Annotated in this window: 14 protein-coding genes; 8 read left to right on the forward strand and 6 right to left on the reverse strand. The window is 69.3% G+C overall.

Annotation, left to right across the window (positions count from 1 at the left end):
- Positions 1-185 precede the first annotated feature (185 nt).
- The gene (locus VN461_06540) at positions 186-1,412 is read left to right on the forward strand and encodes an outer membrane beta-barrel protein (GenBank protein ID HXB54423.1); all 1,227 of its coding nucleotides are present in this window, start codon (positions 186-188) and stop codon (positions 1,410-1,412) included.
- 89 nt (positions 1,413-1,501) lie between these two features.
- Here VN461_06540 and VN461_06545 read toward each other — a convergent pair whose 3' ends face one another.
- The 4 genes from VN461_06545 to VN461_06560 form a co-directional block, all read right to left on the reverse strand.
- Positions 1,502-2,800, reverse strand: coding sequence for a hypothetical protein (locus tag VN461_06545; protein ID HXB54424.1), 1,299 nt, complete (start codon positions 2,798-2,800; stop codon positions 1,502-1,504).
- Between the two features lie 64 nt (positions 2,801-2,864).
- Positions 2,865-3,461 (reverse strand): signal peptidase I, encoded by a 597-nt coding sequence (gene lepB, locus VN461_06550; GenBank protein HXB54425.1) that lies wholly within the window; start codon positions 3,459-3,461, stop codon positions 2,865-2,867.
- Positions 3,458-4,804: an FHA domain-containing protein gene (locus tag VN461_06555; GenBank protein ID HXB54426.1), complete on the reverse strand. Its 1,347-nt coding sequence runs from the start codon at positions 4,802-4,804 to the stop codon at positions 3,458-3,460. The genes lepB and VN461_06555 overlap by 4 nt, the downstream gene beginning before the upstream one ends.
- 6 nt (positions 4,805-4,810) lie before the next feature.
- The gene (locus VN461_06560; protein ID HXB54427.1) at positions 4,811-7,378 is read right to left on the reverse strand and encodes a TonB family protein; all 2,568 of its coding nucleotides are present in this window, start codon (positions 7,376-7,378) and stop codon (positions 4,811-4,813) included.
- Between the two features lie 237 nt (positions 7,379-7,615).
- Here VN461_06560 and bshC point away from each other — a divergent pair, with 237 nt between their 5' ends.
- The 3 genes from bshC to bshB1 are packed head-to-tail and all read left to right on the forward strand — an operon-like array spanning position 7,616 to position 11,107.
- The gene (gene bshC, locus VN461_06565; protein HXB54428.1) at positions 7,616-9,247 is read left to right on the forward strand and encodes a bacillithiol biosynthesis cysteine-adding enzyme BshC; all 1,632 of its coding nucleotides are present in this window, start codon (positions 7,616-7,618) and stop codon (positions 9,245-9,247) included.
- A 19-nt stretch (positions 9,248-9,266) separates the two neighbouring features.
- The gene (gene bshA / locus VN461_06570) at positions 9,267-10,388 is read left to right on the forward strand and encodes an N-acetyl-alpha-D-glucosaminyl L-malate synthase BshA (GenBank protein HXB54429.1); all 1,122 of its coding nucleotides are present in this window, start codon (positions 9,267-9,269) and stop codon (positions 10,386-10,388) included.
- Complete coding sequence (bshB1, locus tag VN461_06575; protein HXB54430.1) at positions 10,385-11,107, forward strand: bacillithiol biosynthesis deacetylase BshB1; 723 nt, start codon at positions 10,385-10,387, stop codon at positions 11,105-11,107. Before bshA ends, bshB1 begins: the two co-directional genes overlap by 4 nt.
- 7 nt (positions 11,108-11,114) lie before the next feature.
- Here the strand turns inward: bshB1 and VN461_06580 are convergent, their stop codons facing one another.
- Positions 11,115-11,561, reverse strand: coding sequence for an ACT domain-containing protein (locus VN461_06580; protein HXB54431.1), 447 nt, complete (start codon positions 11,559-11,561; stop codon positions 11,115-11,117).
- Positions 11,562-11,684: 123 nt separating this feature from the next.
- On the opposite strand from VN461_06580, the gene ada reads away from it, so the two are divergent.
- Positions 11,685-12,794 carry a bifunctional DNA-binding transcriptional regulator/O6-methylguanine-DNA methyltransferase Ada gene (gene ada, locus VN461_06585; protein HXB54432.1) on the forward strand — a complete coding sequence of 370 codons (1,110 nt, stop codon included), beginning with the start codon at positions 11,685-11,687 and terminating at the stop codon, positions 12,792-12,794.
- Positions 12,795-12,947: 153 nt separating this feature from the next.
- Here the strand turns inward: ada and VN461_06590 are convergent, their stop codons facing one another.
- On the reverse strand, positions 12,948-13,238 hold the full coding sequence (locus VN461_06590; protein ID HXB54433.1) for a helix-turn-helix domain-containing protein: 291 nt from the start codon (positions 13,236-13,238) through the stop codon (positions 12,948-12,950).
- Positions 13,239-13,563: 325 nt separating this feature from the next.
- Between VN461_06590 and VN461_06595 the strand changes: the two genes are divergently transcribed.
- The 3 genes from VN461_06595 (at position 13,564) to VN461_06605 (ending at position 16,100) form a co-directional block, all read left to right on the forward strand.
- Positions 13,564-14,793: a histidine kinase gene (locus VN461_06595; GenBank protein HXB54434.1), complete on the forward strand. Its 1,230-nt coding sequence runs from the start codon at positions 13,564-13,566 to the stop codon at positions 14,791-14,793.
- Between the two features lie 148 nt (positions 14,794-14,941).
- Entirely contained in the window at positions 14,942-15,709 is a 768-nt protein-coding gene (locus tag VN461_06600; GenBank protein HXB54435.1) for a LytTR family DNA-binding domain-containing protein, read from the forward strand.
- 58 nt (positions 15,710-15,767) lie between these two features.
- Positions 15,768-16,100 (forward strand): hypothetical protein, encoded by a 333-nt coding sequence (locus tag VN461_06605; protein ID HXB54436.1) that lies wholly within the window; start codon positions 15,768-15,770, stop codon positions 16,098-16,100.
- Positions 16,101-16,313 lie beyond the last annotated feature (213 nt).

The following is a 16,313-nucleotide window of genomic DNA, read 5'->3' on the forward strand; positions in this document are numbered from 1 at the left end:
GCCCTGGCGATGGCCTTCGCCCCCGGCGAAGCCCTGGTCCAGCAGGAGGGGTGCCGCCCTCATCGACGCCGGCGCGCACCCCGGAGCCGCCCAGGCCTGTCCTGGGCGAATGCGTCGAGGTCTCCTTCGGCTACACCTGCAACCATCCCTCGAGAGGCGTGGAACTCCCCCACGCAATGAGAAGCATGACGACCAAATGGCCCTGGGTACTAGCGATAACCCTGCTCGCCACGTCTTCCCGTGGGGTGAGTCAGGCCGGCGAGCCCGCCGACCCTCCGACGCCGGCCGTCGAGGCTCAGCCGCCGCCCCCAGAAAGACCGCCAGAACCGCCCTCTTCCCCGTCGAATCCCGAATGGCAATATGGCGGCTTTGCAGATGTCGGTTACCTCCACGATTTCAACGATCCCTCCAACCACCTGTTCCGGAGCCGTGGCACCACGTTTCACGTCAACGAAGTGGACTTGAACATGGCCGGGCTCTATTTGAGGAAATCGACGTCGGAGACCTCGCGCTGGGGAACGGAGCTGACGCTGCAGGCCGGCAAAGATTCGGAGGTCTTCGGATTTTCCGCAACCGCACCCAATCTCGCCGGTTCCAATTGGCTCCGGCATCTGGGCCCAACGAACGTCTCCTACCTTGTGCCGGTCGGGAAGGGACTCACCCTTCAGGGCGGAATCTTCGGCAGCTTTATCGGGTACGACTCCCTCTACGCCAAGGACAATCTCAACTACACGCGCCCGTGGGGTGCAGATTTCACGCCCTACTTCATGTTGGGCGTGAACGCTCAATACCCGTTCTCTGCAAAACTGACCGCAACTCTGCTCCTGCTCAACGGCTATTGGCACCTGGCCCACGCCAACAACGTTCCCAGTGCAGGTGGCCAGCTTGCGTACAAGGCGACCGAACATCTGACCTTGAAGGAAACGGTTCTTTACGGGCCGCACCAGTCCGACACCTCGCTCGCGCTCTGGCGTTTCCTATCCGACAGCATCGCCGAATGGAAGGGGGAGCGACTCACCGTGGCCTTCGACTATTTCGTCGGAACGGAGAGAATCGCCGCTCCCGGAAATCCCCGAGCGCTCTGGATGTCCGCCCAACTGCCGCTGCACCGCGTGATCAACCCTCGACTCAGCCTCACGATCCGCCCTGAGGTCTACTGGGACCGCGACGGCCGCACCACGGGATTCCAACAGACGGTGAAGGCGAATACGACGACGCTCGAGTACCGAATTCCGCTCCGCCGCGCCAGCGCCATCCTGCGGCTAGAGCACCGCATCGACGATTCACGCGGACCCGGCGGAGGCTTCTTCAATGACGGAGAGCTGTCGCCGGGAGTCGTCGGCCTCACGCCAACCCAGAATCTCCTGGGCCTAGGGGTGATACTGACTTTCGACTCGAGCTCCCATCCTTGAGAACCGGATCTTGCCGAGAAGAGATACGGCAAGGGTCGGCCATCGCCCTCCGGGGGGCGCGCCCTTACGTGGTTGGCCCTCGCGTCCCCTTATGTCCCCGCGGAGGACGCGGGGACGGGACCCGGCTTGGTGATTACGAGGTGGTTCTCCCCGGTGGAGTCCGGATAGCCGTAGCGGAAGGGCAGATCCCGGTGGGGCTGCGAGCTCCAGAGCTGGAGGAACTCGTCCAAGCAGGCCGGGCTGACAGCTAACGGCCCCTTGGATGTCACCATCGGCCCCTTGAAGGTCCCGTAGGTCTCGAGGCGAAAGCCCGCCTTGGTGGCGTAGCTGGGGAGGATGCCCGTGGAGTCCGAGATCATGAAGGCCATGTGCGAGAGGAGGTAGCTCCGGATGCGGCTGAAGCCCTCCCCGCACAGGAGGTAGCTGGCGGCCTTGGTCATGGCCGCCACCTTGCCCTTGGCTTCGAGGTGCCGGAGCACGGACGGATCCGCCTTCAAGTGGGCGTCGGCAAGGTTGGCCGCGATGTGCCGGTGCACGCGCAGGCCCCCCTCCGGGCCGCCCTCCCGGGAGCGGAAAGCGATCTCCGCGTTCGAGAACACCTCCGAGAAGTCCGGGGAGACCCAGACCCGGTTGAGGCGCGGGGCCATCTTCCCCTCCTCGGCCGCGATCTCCTGCCTATCGAAGTACTGTAGGGTCCCGTCCTCCTGCACGCGGAAATAGCGCAGCCCCACCGGTTCGTAGCCGTGCGCGGAGAGGCCCACCAGGAAGAAGGAGAGCTGCCCGGGGAGGTCCCCCCTCTGCATCTGCATCAGGTTCTCGCTCGTGCTCTCCGCGTAGGCGAAGAGGCCCCGGATCCGCCGGCGTAGCTGGTCCAGGCTTCGGGCCAGCCGGACCTTGTCCAGGTCCCGGATGCGCCGGGGATCGCCGGCGTGCTCCAGAGACAAGGTTGTGAACTCGAGACCGTCGGGATAGGTGGTGAGGGCCGATAGCAGGTCGCCGCCCCCGAAGGGATAGACCACGGCGAAGGGAAGGTCGGGAGGGCGGCGCGCGGCCAGGAAGGGCGTGACCACCTTCAGGTACGTCTGGCGGTAGGTCTGGAGCCGGGGCAGGAGCCAGGCACAGTGCTCGTCCACGGTGGCTTTGTCCAGGGAGGGGGGCAGGGGCTCGTCGCTCCCGCAAGCCGCCACCCGGTGGAGCAGGCGGACCTCGGCCGCGAAATCCTCGCCCCCGGGAGGGAGGGGGGGAAGCCGCGGTCGCTCCGGGGCCTGCGCCTGGGCCACGGGCAGGGCCGCCCGCGCGGGCGTCGTCTCGTGCGAGCAACCCGCGCCCAGCACGAGCAGGGTCAACGCCGGGGGGAGGTTCCATCCCCTTTTGGTCAGGCTCCTCATCGCTTCCCTACCTCATTGGCGGACTCAGCCGCAGGACACGCTCGGACGACCGCGGGGGAGTCGGTCAGTGGATGGCGCCCATCTTGGCGAGGGGCCAGAAACGAAAGACGGCGCGGCCGTAGATGTACTTCTCGGGGACTTCACCCCAACTCCGACTGTCGTTGCTGCTGTTCCGGTGGTCGCCCATCACATAGTAGTAGCCCTTCTTGACCTCCACGGGCGCGAAGCTCTCGTCGTCCCGGAAGCGGGGAGGGATGTAGTCCTCCCGGACCGCGTGTCCGCTGATGTAGACGTCGCCCCCTTTCACCTCCACCGTGTCCCCGGGCAGGCCCACCACCCTCTTGATGAAGGAGACGGTGGGGTCCCGGGGGTACCAGAACACCACTACGTCGCCCCGCTCGATGGGATGAAAACGGTAGCCGAACTTGTTGACGATGATCCGCTCCCCGTCCTCCAGGAGGGGGAGCATGCTCGTCCCCTGAACCCGGAAGGCCTGGGCCACGAAGGTAATCAGGAAGAAGCAGAAGAGCACGGCCACGGAGAGGTCGTGAAGGAGTTCCCAGACCGCGCGCCAGACGCGCGTCCGGCTCTCCCCCGCCGAGGCGGAGAGGGCAATGGGCTCCCCGGCCAGAGGCTCGATCCCCGTGGGCTCCAGGCTCAGACCCCCCGCCGCCGGCGCACCACCCGGGTACCCGCGATGCGGTCGTGCAGGCCATGTCCCCGAAAGGCGATCATCAGGAAGCCGAGCCCCAGAACGGTGCCGGAGAGCAGGTAGCCGAAGACTCGCAGCGCGGCCCGGGGCATCCCGATGGGGAAGGCCCCGCCCTCTCCCTCGACGCGGAGGTCCAAGAACTCCTTGCCGGGCGTGGCCCCTTTGATCCCCCAGAAGTAGATGTAGTAGGCGAGGCCGAAAAGGGCGGAGACCAGGGCGAGGCTCACGGAGACCAGGATGGGGAGGAACGACACGTCGGCCGACGCTCGCGTGTCGCGGGTCCACCAGTAGTAGCCGATGGGAGTAACCAGGACGGCCTGCAGCGCGGTCACCAGGATGGCATCGATGAGACCCGCCCCCAGGCGGGGCCCGAATCCGGCCGCTTCCTTGCCCGCCGCCATTCCGGCCCGGCGCTCGGCCGTGCGCAACGGCTTCCCCACGGGGCCGGGCCGCGGCGGGAAAGACCGGGCGGGGGCGGCCAAGGGGACGAGGGAAGCGGCGGGAGAGGGAGCCAGCGAGCTTACCCGGGGCGCCTCCGCCCGCGGCACTCGGGGCAGGGGGTCCCCCGCGGCGACCTGACCGGGGAGGGGGGCGGCGGGGGCGGGCTCGCGGGTCGCCTCCGGAGAGGAATCCCCCCGCGGCTCCTTGTCCGGGGCCACTCGGGAGCCGGGGTCGGTGGGAGGCTGCCCCGGCGCTCCTTCCGGGCTTGGCGCCACCTCGGCCCGCAGGGCTTCGGGGATCGGCTGGTGTCCGGTGGTCGAATCGAGGCGCTGCCCGTCCGTGGAGAGGGGGCTCCCGCAGGCGTTGCAGAAGCGGGCGGGAAGGGCGACGGCGGTGCCGCAGGATGCGCAGACCGCCTTGGGGGGGCCGCTGGGCTGGGCCAGCTGGACCCCGCACTCGCGGCAGAAGAGGTCCCCTTTGCGGTACGCGGTCTGGCAGGACGGACACTGCAGGTGCGGCACCGAGGGGTGTTGGACCACCTTGGCGCCGGGGTCCTCGATCTGCAGGTCATCGCGGAAGAGCAACCGCGCGGTGCCGATGGCCAACAGGTCGCCGTCGCGGAGGCTTCGCTCGCTGACCCGATCGCCGTTGACCACGGAGCCGTTGGAGGAGTTGCAATCCCGCAGGTAGAACTGGTTTGCCCGGTACTCGATGACGGCGTGGCGACGCGACACCATGGCGTCGGGGAGGACCAGGTCGTTAGAGGGATCGCGGCCGATGGAGAGGAGGGTGCGGGGAAGGGGGATCTCCTTCCGGGAGGACGAGGTTGGGTTCACGATCAGCTTCGGCATCGCTCCCTAGCCGGCTCTGAACGTCTGCTTGAGCGTGACCCTCGCCTTGACCTTGATCCCTTTCTTCATCGCGGGCGCGTATTTCCAGCTGCGGATGGCGGCCAGGACCGCTTCGTCCACCGCCCGGTTGCCCCCCGACTCTAGCACCCTGGGCTCCGTCACCTCTCCATTTTCCGTCACCACGAAGGAAACGGAAACCGACACGGAGTCGCCCGACTTCATCTTGGGCGCGCTCTCCGGGTAGGAGACGGACAGTCCGGAGAGCTTCTTGGCCAGGGTGTCCACGTCGCTGGCCGCGTTCGCGTAGATATGGGCGGTGTCCACGACGTCGGCCGCGGGCGGGGGCGGGGCCTTGACGAGGGCCTTGAGCTGGGCATCGAGCTTGCCCCTCTTCCCCGCCTGGACGGTGAGCGTCCCCGCCCACGGCTCATATCCATCCTTGGTCATCTCGACCCGGCGGCTCCCCACCCGGAGCTTGAGGTCGGTCTGGGGAGTGGGCCCAACCCGGGCCCCGTCGATCGAGACCAAGGCCCCGTAGGGAGTCGACAGGATGTCCGCCACACTGGTGGCAGGGGCGGAGCGGGTCAAGGGGATGACCGCCTCCGCCGCGGGCAGCTCCGGGCTCAGGACCACGGTCTGGGTCTTGGGCTCGTAGCCCTTCAACTCGACCTTGACCTCGTAGCTTCCCAGGGGAAGATCCCGGAGATCGAGGGGGGTCTCGCCGCGCGCCTGGCCATTCACGGTGACCGCCGCCGCTCCGGGCTGGCTCACCACGCGGATCATGCCCTTCTTCTCCTCGATGGCGGGGGGCATGGGCTCCGGGGTCGGAAGGGTCTTGCGGGTCACGGCCACGCTGGGGGTGGGGACGGGCGGCGCGGGCTCGGTCCGGCCCGCGCTCCTGAAGAGCACGATGCCGACGAGGCCGAGGGCCAGCAGGAAGAGCAGGGCCGCTCCCCCCAGGATCAAGCCGACGGGAATGCGGGAACGCACCGCGGGGGGGCCAGCCACGGGGGGCGCCTCGGGCAGGGGGGGCGCCGTCGGCCGGGGCAAGGGTGGAGCGGCCGTCCTCCCCAAAGACCGGGTCTCTTCGAGGACGGGGTGCTTCTGGGTGGGGCCGCCCTTGTCCGCGGGCCCGCGCGACTTTGCCGTGGGCCCGGGGGCGGCCATTACTACCGTGGCCCCCTCTTCGGCGGGCACGGAAGCATCCATGAGGATCGTCGACTCCGACGCCTCGGATCCCAGGGGGGGCGGGGGGGACGGCCGGGCCGCGGGCTTCTTGGGCAGGGCGCCTGCCTTCATGAGGACGGTGGCCGGCGCGTCGTCGGCGGGGGGAGCTTTTATGAGGACGGTGGCCGGCGAGTCGTCGGTCTCCGCCGGGGGAGGAGCGGGGGCCGAGGGTCTCTTCTTGGCCGGGGGCGGCGCGGTGGGCGCCTTCATGAGGACGGTGGCCGGGGCGTCGGATCCCGAGGGCTGGGCCTTTATGAGCACGGTCGCGGGAGAATCGTCCTCGGCCATCGGTAGGGGTGCGAGGGGTCGTTCGACCGGCTTCGCCTTGGGCGGCGCGGGGGCGCGGGTGGCCGCCGGCTCCTCCCGGGGGTGGGCCGGAGGCGGCGCCGGGGGCTGGATCTCGGGGAGAGGGATGTGGGCGAGCGTCGTGGTGGTCTCGACGGTGGCGCTCGCGGTCACGATCGTCTGGTCCGCCCCCAGCCCGCCGAACCAGGAGCCGAGGCAATACTCCAAGTCCTGGACGAACGCGCCCGCGGTCTGGTAGCGGTCGTCGGGCTTCTTGGCCAGGGCCTTGCCGAACACCTCGTGCCATTTCTGGGGCACGAGGCCGTGCATCTCGAGGTTCGCGGGCTCGATGGGGTCGACATGCACCAGCTTGTAGAGGATCGAGGTCACGTTGTTCCCCGGGAACGGCTGCTCTCCGGAGAGCATCTCGAAGCAGCACACGCCCAGAGAGAAGATGTCGCTCCGCCCGTCGAGCTTGTCGCCCATGGCCTGCTCGGGCGACATGTAGGAGGGCGTGCCGAGGAGGGTGCCCGACTGCGTCATCTCCGCATCCACCAGCTTCGCGATCCCAAAGTCGGTCACTTTCACCCGATCCTCGTCGAACAGGATCAGGTTCGAGGGCTTGATGTCGCGGTGGATCACGCCTTTGCTGTGGGCGTAGTCGACGGCGGAGGCGATCTGGCTGGCCAGGCCGATCACCTTCTCCGGCTTGAAGCGCACGCCCTTCTCGATGAGGGAGGCGAGGGTTTGGCCCTCCACGAACTCCATGGCCAGATAGGGCACCCCCCCCTCCTCGCCAATGTCGAAGAGGGTCACGATGTTCGGATGGGAGAGCGTCCCCGAGATTCGGGCCTCGTGGTAGAACCGCTCGATGAAGGACTTGTACTGCGGGCTCTGGCGCGGGATGTCCAGCCGGATGGTCTTGATGGCGAGGGTGCGCTTGATCAGGGGGTCGAAGGCCTTGTAGACGGCCCCCATGGCCCCGAAGCCGATGCTCTCCTGGACCTTGTAGCGGCCGATGCTCTGGGGCATCTGCTCGGTTGATCGGCTGTTGTCGTCCATATCCCCCGAGCCCTGCCTACCCCTCTAATACGTTCTGCGAACGCGGAAAGAGCGTGGCAAAAGCGAGGCGAAGCACCGCACCCCTGGGCGTTCGGACTTTAGCACCAAGGTGAAAAGGTGTCAACGCGAGAGGCGCTCAAGTCACGGAGAGGGAAGGGGTTGCGGTGTCGGGTTCGGGAACAACCGAGCGTCCGCGGCCGTATGGACTGCCGGAGGCTCACCTATAATGGAGGCGCAATGACGGAACGCCCCCCGGCCATTCTCGATTACGGGGTGTTCCAGCAGCCCATCAGTCCCCTCTTCCTCGACTACCTGGCCGGCCGCAACGGTGTCGAGCGCTTCCTGGGCAGCGCGCGCTGGGACCTCGATGCTCTCTCGGAAGCAAGCGACCGCGCGCTCACCCACGAGCGGCCCCGGGAAGCGGTGGCGGCCGCGCTCGTGCGCCAGCAGGAGTCGCGAGGAGCAGCTCACGCGGCGGCGCGGGCGGCCGAGCTCAAGGAGCCGGGCACGGTCGCGATCGTGACCGGGCAGCAGGCGGGTCTCTTCGGCGGCCCCCTCTATGTGCTCTACAAGGCCTTGGGCGCCCGCAAGGCGGCGCGGCTGCTCCAAGCGCGCCGCGGTCGTTCCGTGGTGCCCGTGTTCTGGGTGGCCTCCGATGACCACGATTTTGCGGAGGTGCGCTCCGCGACTGTTCTCGACGAGAACGGCCAGATCCGCACCCTGCGCTATAGTCCCCCCCGCGAGCCCGTGGCCCAGCCCGCCTCCCAAATCGTCCTGGACGCCACCGTGGCCGCCCTCGTGCAGGAGCTGCGGCAGTGCCTGCCCGAGGGCCTTCACCGCGACGAGGTGCTCGCGCGGCTGGGCGAGTGTTATCGGCCCGGGGAGACGCTGGCCGGGGCTTTCGCCCGCTTTCTCTCCGCTCTCCTCCCCGACCTGGTGGTGCTCGATCCCTCCGACCCCGCCCTGAAAGCCCTGATGGCCCCCCTTCTGGCCCGCGAGATCCAGGAGGGCTCCCCCACCTCCCGCCTGGCCCTCGAAACCGGCGCCGCCCTTCTGGCCGCGGGCTACCATCAGCAGGTGCCGGTGCGCCCCGGCTTCCTCAACCTGTTCGTCCTGATGGAGGGCGAGCGGCGCGCACTGGGCATCCAGAACGGCACCGTAGAGGTGCGTGGGCTGGGTCGCCGCATGCCCGTGGAGGAGGCTCTGAGGCTCCTGAATGCCGCGCCCAAGGACTGGAGCCCAGGGGTGCTCCTCCGCCCCTTGGCCCAGGACCACCTGCTGCCTACGGCCGCCTATGTGGGGGGGCCGGCGGAGATTGCCTATCATGCGCAGATCGGCCCCGCCTACGCCCACTTCGGCATCCCCCGACCCTTGCTGCTCCCCCGCCCCAGCCTCACCCTCTTGGAGCCCGCGCAAGCCCGGGCTCTCGAAGCCGAAGGGCTACGCCTCACCGACCTCGAAGGAGACCCCGAAGGCCTGCTCACGCGCTGGGCGCGGGAGGCCCACCCGCAGGTGGAGGCCGCCTTCGCCCGCGCCCGCGAAGCCCTCCTTCAAGAGATGGCGAGTGTCGAGGAGGCCCTGGCCGCCGTCGATCCCACGCTGCGCGCGGCCGCCAACGCCGCCCGGGGGCGTGCCATCCATCAGATCGAGACCCTGCACCAGAAGTCCACCCGGGCCCTGAAAAAGCGGGACCAGAGCCGGGCCGAACGCCTGCGCCGCACGCGGGACGCCCTCTTCCCGGGGGGCTCGCTCCAGGAGCGGGGCCTGGCCCTGGTCAGCGCCCTGGCCCGCCACGGCCAACCCCTCGTGGAGGAGACCGAGCGCGGCCTCGACCCCTGGGCACGGGGACATCAGGTGATACAACTGTGATGAGAAGGGGTGCCGCGCCATGAGGCTGGGAATCACGTGCTACCCGACGGTGGGGGGATCGGGAGCGGTGGCGGCGGAGCTCGGGAAGCAGCTGGCCCGCCGCGGCCACGAGATCCACTTCGTGTCCTACCGCCGCCCCTTTCGCCTGGGCGACTTCCAGCAGAACATCACCTACCACGGAGTGGACATCTCCTCCTACCCGCTCTTTGAGTATCCCCCCCACGACCTGGCTCTGGCCGTGAAGATGGCGGAGGCCGCCCGCGAGCACCACCTGGATCTCTTCCACGTCCACTACGCGATCCCCCATGCCATCGCCGGCTTCCTGGCCCAGCAGATGCTGGGGGCGTCGGCGCCCCGAATGGTGACCACCCTCCACGGCACCGACATCACCCTCGTGGGCCAGGACCGTTCGTTCTTCGAGATCACGCGCTTTGGCATCGAGCGCTCGGACGGCGTGACCGCGGTCTCGGAGTTCCTGAAGCGGATGACGACGGAGCTGTTCCAGGTGAAAAACCCCATAGAGGTCATCCCCAACTTCGTGGACCTCTCCCTGTACTCCCCCGAACGCAACCATCGGGACCGCTCGGCTTTCGCCGCCCCCGGCCAGAAGGTCCTGCTTCACATCTCCAACTTTCGCCCCGTCAAACGGGTGGTGGACGTGGTGCGCATCCTGGAGCGGGTGAGCCGGGAAGTGGACGCGGTGCTCCTCATGGTGGGGGAGGGCCCGGAGCGCTCTTCCGCCCAGGCTCTCGTCCGGCGCCTGGGCCTGGAGGAGCGCGTGCGCTTCCTGGGCACCCAGGAGAGCATCGAGGAGATCGCGGGCCTGGCCGACGTGTTCCTGCTTCCTTCGGAGCTGGAATCGTTCGGCCTCTCCGCCCTGGAGGCCATGGCCTGCGGCGTCCCCGTGGTGGGCTCCGACGCGGGCGGGCTGCCCGAGGTCGTGAAGCATACCGAGAGCGGCTTCCTCCTGCCCGTGGGGGACGTGGAGGGCATGGCCGCCCGCACCCTGGAGATCCTGAAGGACGAGGAGCGCCGGCGGGAGATGGGGCAAGCGGGCCGGCGCCGCGTGGAGTTCCTCTTCAACGCCGACCGGGTGGTCAGCCAGTACGAGCGCTACTATGAGCGGGTGCTGAGCCCGTGAGCGACTTCGATCTCGCCGCGGTGTGCGCCCACCCCGACGATGCCGAGCTGATCATGGGGGGGACGATCGCCCGCGAGGCCGCGCGTGGCCGGCGGGTGGCCCTCGTGGACCTTACCCGCGGGGAGAGCGGCAGCCGGGGCACGCCGGAGACGCGGGCCGCGGAGGCCACGGAGGCGGCCCGGATCCTGGGCGTGGCCCACCGGGAATCCCTGGGCCTGCCCGACGCGCGCCTGGCCGCCGTGCCCGAGCAGAAGGACGCGCTGGTGGCGGCGCTGCGCCGCCTGCGCCCGCGGGTAGTGCTCCTGCAGCACTGGGAGCAGCGCCACCCGGACCACGCCGCGGCCAGCCGCATCGTCTACGACGCGTGCTTCCTGGCCGGCCTCCGGAACTACCGCTCGGACCTGGGGCCGGCCCACCGTCCCCGGAAGCTGATCTATGCCGTGACCCTGACCGAGGCGGTGGAAGTCCCGCCCAGCATTGTGGTGGACATCACGACCACCTGGGAAACCAAGCTCCGGGCCATCGCCGCCTTTGCCAGCCAGTTCTCGCCCGGCCCCGGGGAGGCCGTGGCCCTTCCCTTCGACCGCTTCCGGGCGCACGTCGAGCTCGCGGCCCGACGCCACGGCCAGCGCATCGACGTCGAGTTCGGGGAGGGCTTCTTGACGCGCGAGCCCCTGGCCGTGGACGACCTTCTGTCCCTGGGGGGGCGCTCGATCTGAGCCGGGGTCAGGCTCGGCAGGCGCGGATCCAGTCGTGAAGCACCCGGATCGCCCCTTCGAGGTCCGGCCCCCGGAAGAGCAGGTGGTCTTTGGCGTAGGCGCACTGGGGCACGATCGGGACCCCCGCCTCCGCCAAGCGCGCCGCCACGGGGGCGAGATAGCCGCAGACGTCGAGGTCGATCTCCGCGTCGAGCGTGACCACGCGGTAGGGGCCGGCGCTGGCCCGGGCGCGCCCTTGGAGGGGGCTCCGGCCCCACACCTCCTCGGGCAGGGTCAGGGAGACCTCGTCGGAGGTGAGGACGAGGGCGGCGAAGGACCCGCCGCTCTCCGCCAGCAGGCCCGCGGCTTCGGCCAGCGCCGATTTGGGCAGGCTCACCAGGCGGTAGGTCTCGGGCCAGATCTGCAGCCTCGTCCGGGCCCAGACCAGGCGCGCCCGGCCGCTCCCCTCCGCCACGGGGTCATTATCGCGCGACCGGGGCGGGAAGGCGGTGCCTTCGGGCGCGGTCTAGAATCTCGTCGGTTTGAGCGCAAGATCCGGATGGCCCCCGTCCGAAACGGGGCCTAGCTTCGAGGCGTGGTGGCGCTGAATCCAGTTCGGCCGAGCGGGGAGAAAAGCCCGCCTCTCGACGACGAGGGCCGGTGGCAAGCGGTGCTCGCTCGCGATGCCCGTCGGGACGGCACGTTCGTCTTCGGGGTGCGCTCCACCGGCATCTACTGCCGTCCGTCCTGCCCCGCGCGCCGGCCCCGCCGAGAGCGAGTGGTCTTCTTCGCCCTGCCCGAGGCCGCGGAGGGCGCCGGTTTCCGGGCCTGCCGCCGCTGCCAACCGCGGGACGCCCGCAACGGTGACCCGCGGGCGGCCTGGGTCCGCCGCCTGTGCCGGCACATCGACCGCCACCTGGACGAGCCCCTGACCCTGGCCGGCCTGAGCGGGCCGGCGGGGGTGGGCCCCCACCACCTGCAGCGAACATTCAAGCGCCTCATGGGCATCTCGCCCCGCCAGTACGCCGAGGCCCGGCGCCTGGTGGTGTTGAAGGCGCAGCTCAAAGGAGGACGCGCCGTGACCGAGGCCACCTACGAAGCCGGATACGGTTCCAGCAGCCGCGTTTACGAGCGCGCCCGGGAGACACTGGGCATGACCCCCGCCACCTATCGCCGCGGGGGCCGCGGGATGCGCCTCCGGTACGCGATCGTCGACTGCCCGCTCGGCCGCCTCCTGGTCGCGGGAACCGAGCGCGGCGTCTCCGCCGTCTCCCTGGCCGACGACGACGCGCGGCTCGAGAGGGCGCTGCGCGAGGAGTACCCGGCGGCGGAAATCCGCCGCGATGACGTCGGCCTCGGGCCCTGGGTCCAGGCCCTCCTGCGCCACCTCGCGGGTGGGGAGCCCCATCTGGACCTGCCTCTGGACGTGCAGGCCACCGCCTTCCAGTGGCGGGTTTGGAGCGAGCTGCGCCGGATCCCCTTCGGCGAGACCCGCTCCTACGGTGAGGTCGCCCGCGCTTTGGGCCAGCCCTCCGCGGCTCGGGCCGTGGCCCGCGCCTGCGCGACCAATCGGGTCTCGATCCTGATCCCCTGCCACCGTGTCATCGCCGAGGACGGACGCCTCGCCGGGTACCGCTGGGGCGTCGAGCGCAAGCGAGCCCTGCTCGCCCACGAGGAGAAGGCGGCGTCACGGCCACGCCGGGGGTAGGCCCGGCCGCGAGGGGGGGCGGACCACACGACACGGCCGAGCCCGCCCGGGCGGCCCGCCCCGGCAGGATCCTCGGTTAGAGGGAGGGCACCCGATCCCGATTCGCGGGGCGTAGCCCGTGTCCGGGACACGGGCCCTCGCTTGGGGAGGCGATCAGGCCTCTCGGCCTTCGCGGCTCACGACGAGTTCGGTCATGCCCGGGCGCGCGACGGCCTCCTCCGCGCTTGAGGTCTCGAGCGTGTGGGGGCGCCGTCTCAGGAGCCCGAGCCGCTTCATCTTCTCGTGCAGGGTCGTGGGCAGGATGCCGAGGCGGGCCGCAGTCCGCCGCTGATGCCCTCCGGAAGCGGCCAGGGCGTCCACGATCAAGCGCCGCTCGTAGGCTTCGAGGAGATACTTCAGATGCGTCGGGTTTCCCCCGTTTTCCGGCTGACTGGTCATCGCCATGTCTTGCATCCTCGCCTCAGCCTGAACCCCCAACTCGTTCCCGCCCAGTGTATCCAGGCCGTCGCGCCGGGAAAGGGCTTTGGGACAAGGCCGCCGCCAAGCGTGGTGAGTCCATGGTTTCTTGGGATGAGTCGAACCCCGGCATGATCCCCGCTCCCCCTGGAGCCGGCCCCCCTCCACACCCCTAAGGCCCCGGCGCTCGGGAGAGAGGGAGCGAGCGCGAGCGCCTTGGTCCCGCTCGTCCCGCCCTCGGACGGGTCCGTGTCAGCCCCTGGCCGGTTGGTCCCTTTTCCGTTACCCTCCCTCAGGGATCTTTCAGAATGGCTTGACTCCGCTCCCATCCATGAACCTGCCCCCACCCGCCGAAGGCGCCGCTCCCGCCTCCCGCTCCTGGCCCCTCGTCTGGGCCTGGAGTCTCGCGGTCTGGTTCGTGGTCTGGGTGCTCATGTCGAGCCAGGCCTACGCCTACTACCGAGGCCGGGACCTGCCCGTGCCCTGGGTACGGTTTGTGGGATCGCTGAGCGATGCCCTGATGTGGGGCCTCGCCTCCCCGGTCGTCTTGTGGTTTTGCTGGCGGTGGCCCCTCTCCGGCGGGCGCTGGCGAACCACCCTGCCCCTCCATCTTCTCGGTGGCCTTCTCTTCCCCGCCGCGTTAATAGCTCCCGCGAGCCTCGCGCACTACGGGCTGGGCCGCGCTCTGGCCGACCCCGGCCTCTACCAGCCCCTTTCCCCCGGCCTCCTCTTCCACAATCTGGTGGGCAATATCTTTACCTATATCGATGTCGTGGCCGTGGGCCTTGCCCTCCACTACGCCCGCGACTCGAGGGCCAAGGACCTCCGGGCCTCCAGGCTCGAGGCGCGCCTGGCCGAGGCCCAGCTCCAGGTCCTGCGCATGCAGCTCCACCCCCACTTCCTCTTCAACACCCTGCACACCATATCCGCCCTCATGCATAAGGACCTGAAAGCGGCCGACCGCATGCTGGCCCTGCTGGGGGATCTGCTGCGCGACTCCTTCGCCAAGATCGGAGCCCAGGAGGTGACCTTGAAGCAGGAGCTCGACTTCCTGGAGCGCTATCTCGAGATTGAGAAGACCCGCTTCCAGGACCGGCTGCGGGTGGAAACCAAGATCGACCCCGAGACCCTGGACGCCGAGGTTCCCAACCTTCTCCTGCAGCCCCTGGTCGAAAACGCGCTCCGGCACGGCATCGCCCGCCGACGGGAGGCGGGCCTGATCGAGCTCGTGGCCAGACGGGAGAACGGCCGCCTCGAGCTCAGGGTGCGCGACGACGGCCCCGGCTTGCCCTCGGAGGCCGAGATGTCCCGGCGCGGGGGGGTCGGCCTCGCAAACACCCAGGCCCGGCTGCAGCAGCTGTATGGCTCGGCCCACCGCTTCGAGCTCTTGAACCGGCCCGAGGGCGGCCTGGAAGTGGTCCTGTCCCTTCCCTTCCGCGTTCAAGGCCAGGCCCTGGAGGAAGGGAATAACCCTCACGTCTTCCGCGGGGGCGTCGCTCCCCTCTCCGAAAAAGGGCCTCCCCCGAGTTCTCCCCGCGACTAGACCCCCCGCTTCGGGCCATCGACCCGGGCCGCCCCCGGCGCACCCTGCAGCTTCTTGAACGCAAGCGGAACCTGGGGCATGGCGGAAACGTACCTCTTTTGAACCCGTCCATCCGCAGGTCGTGGGGGCACCCGTCCCGAGGGGGAGCTTGAAGATCCGGACGCTGATCGTGGACGACGAGCCCCTCGCTCGCGAGCGCATGCGCTCGCTCCTCTTGAAAGAGCCCGACGTGAAGATCGTCGCGGAGTGCCGCGACGGGCAGGAGGCCATCAGCGCCATCCGCCGCGAGAGCCCCGATCTCGTCTTCCTCGACGTCCAGATCCCGGAGCCGGACGGGTTCGCGGTCCTGGAGGAGGTGGGGGCGGACAAGGCGCCGGTGGTCGTGTTCGTGACCGCCTACGATCAGTACGCTCTCCAGGCCTTCGAGGTCCATGCCGTGGATTACCTGTTGAAGCCCTTCGACGAGGAGCGATTCCAGAAGGCGCTGGTCCGGGCCCGCTCCGCCGTGCTGACCCGGGACGGGGAGGGGGTGGACGAGAGGCTAATCTCGCTCCTGAGGGACCTGAAGGCCCCCCCCGGCTACCTCGAGCGGCTGGTGGTGAAAGCGGCCGGGCGTCTCTTCTTCCTGCGCGCGGAGGAGATCGACTGGATCGAGTCGGCCGGCAACTACGTTTCCCTGCACGCGGGCGGGGAGTCGCACTTGCTGCGGGAGACCATGACCGCTCTCGAGGGTCGGTTGAACCCGGGCCGCTTCGTGCGCATCCACCGCACCGCCATCGTCAACCTCGACCGCATCAAGGAGCTGCAGCCCCTCTTCCACGGCGAGTATCAGGTGGTGCTGCGCGACGGCACCGAGCTCACGCTCTCCCGCGGCTACCGCGAACGCTTGCAGGAGATCATTGGCCGCGAATTCTGACCCTCCCCTCCGCGTCGCCTCTTGACAATGCGCGGGCCCGGAACCGAGAATTCGAACGGTGATCACAGGGTTTAACACCGACGTGAAGTATCGGGGCCTTGTCTACCATGTCCAGACCGAGGACAAAGGCGAGGCCAACCCCCTGATCGAGACCCTGATCTACAAAGGCGGAGAGATCCTCGCTTCCCGCCGCCTGCCCTATGCGGAGCTGATCCGCAGCCGCGACGACGAGGCCGCCATCACGAAGCTGATGGAAGATCAGCACAAGGGCATGATCATGGAGGTCAAGCGCGGGAAGTTCGACCCCGGAGTGGACCGGACAGAAATCGAGGACCTCTCCCTGGACGAGATCGTGCTCGCCTACCTGGCGGGGCGGGCCGCCGCCAAGTAAGCCCGCTCGCTCCCCCGCCCCGAACAAGCGTCTTTGCGGAAGCCCTGGCTTTCGTGACCGCGGGTGGGTAGGGGGCGTGGACCCTGCGTGTTACCATCCCCGCATGAGCGCGGGCGCGCCGGCCCGAAGAGGCCGTGGGCTTCGGGGTCCACGAAGTCGCGGGCCGAGACCCCCATCGCCCTTCCCCTCCCCGTCGACCCTGCGCTCGTGACC

It is taken from the genome of Vicinamibacteria bacterium, from assembly GCA_035570235.1.
GTDB lineage: Bacteria > Acidobacteriota > Vicinamibacteria > Fen-336 > Fen-336 > DATMML01.

What these genes read in the sequence shown, in the direction of transcription:
- VN461_06590 (HXB54433.1), bottom strand. Translation starts at nt 13,238, where the DNA reads ATGGCGATGACCAGTCAGCCGGAAAACGGGGGAAACCCGACGCATCTG.
- VN461_06560 (HXB54427.1), bottom strand. Translation starts at nt 7,378, where the DNA reads ATGGACGACAACAGCCGATCAACCGAGCAGATGCCCCAGAGCATCGGC.
- VN461_06545 (HXB54424.1), bottom strand. Translation starts at nt 2,800, where the DNA reads ATGAGGAGCCTGACCAAAAGGGGATGGAACCTCCCCCCGGCGTTGACC.
- bshC (HXB54428.1), top strand. Translation starts at nt 7,616, where the DNA reads ATGACGGAACGCCCCCCGGCCATTCTCGATTACGGGGTGTTCCAGCAG.
- VN461_06555 (HXB54426.1), bottom strand. Translation starts at nt 4,804, where the DNA reads ATGCCGAAGCTGATCGTGAACCCAACCTCGTCCTCCCGGAAGGAGATC.
- bshA (HXB54429.1), top strand. Translation starts at nt 9,267, where the DNA reads ATGAGGCTGGGAATCACGTGCTACCCGACGGTGGGGGGATCGGGAGCG.
- VN461_06540 (HXB54423.1), top strand. Translation starts at nt 186, where the DNA reads ATGACGACCAAATGGCCCTGGGTACTAGCGATAACCCTGCTCGCCACG.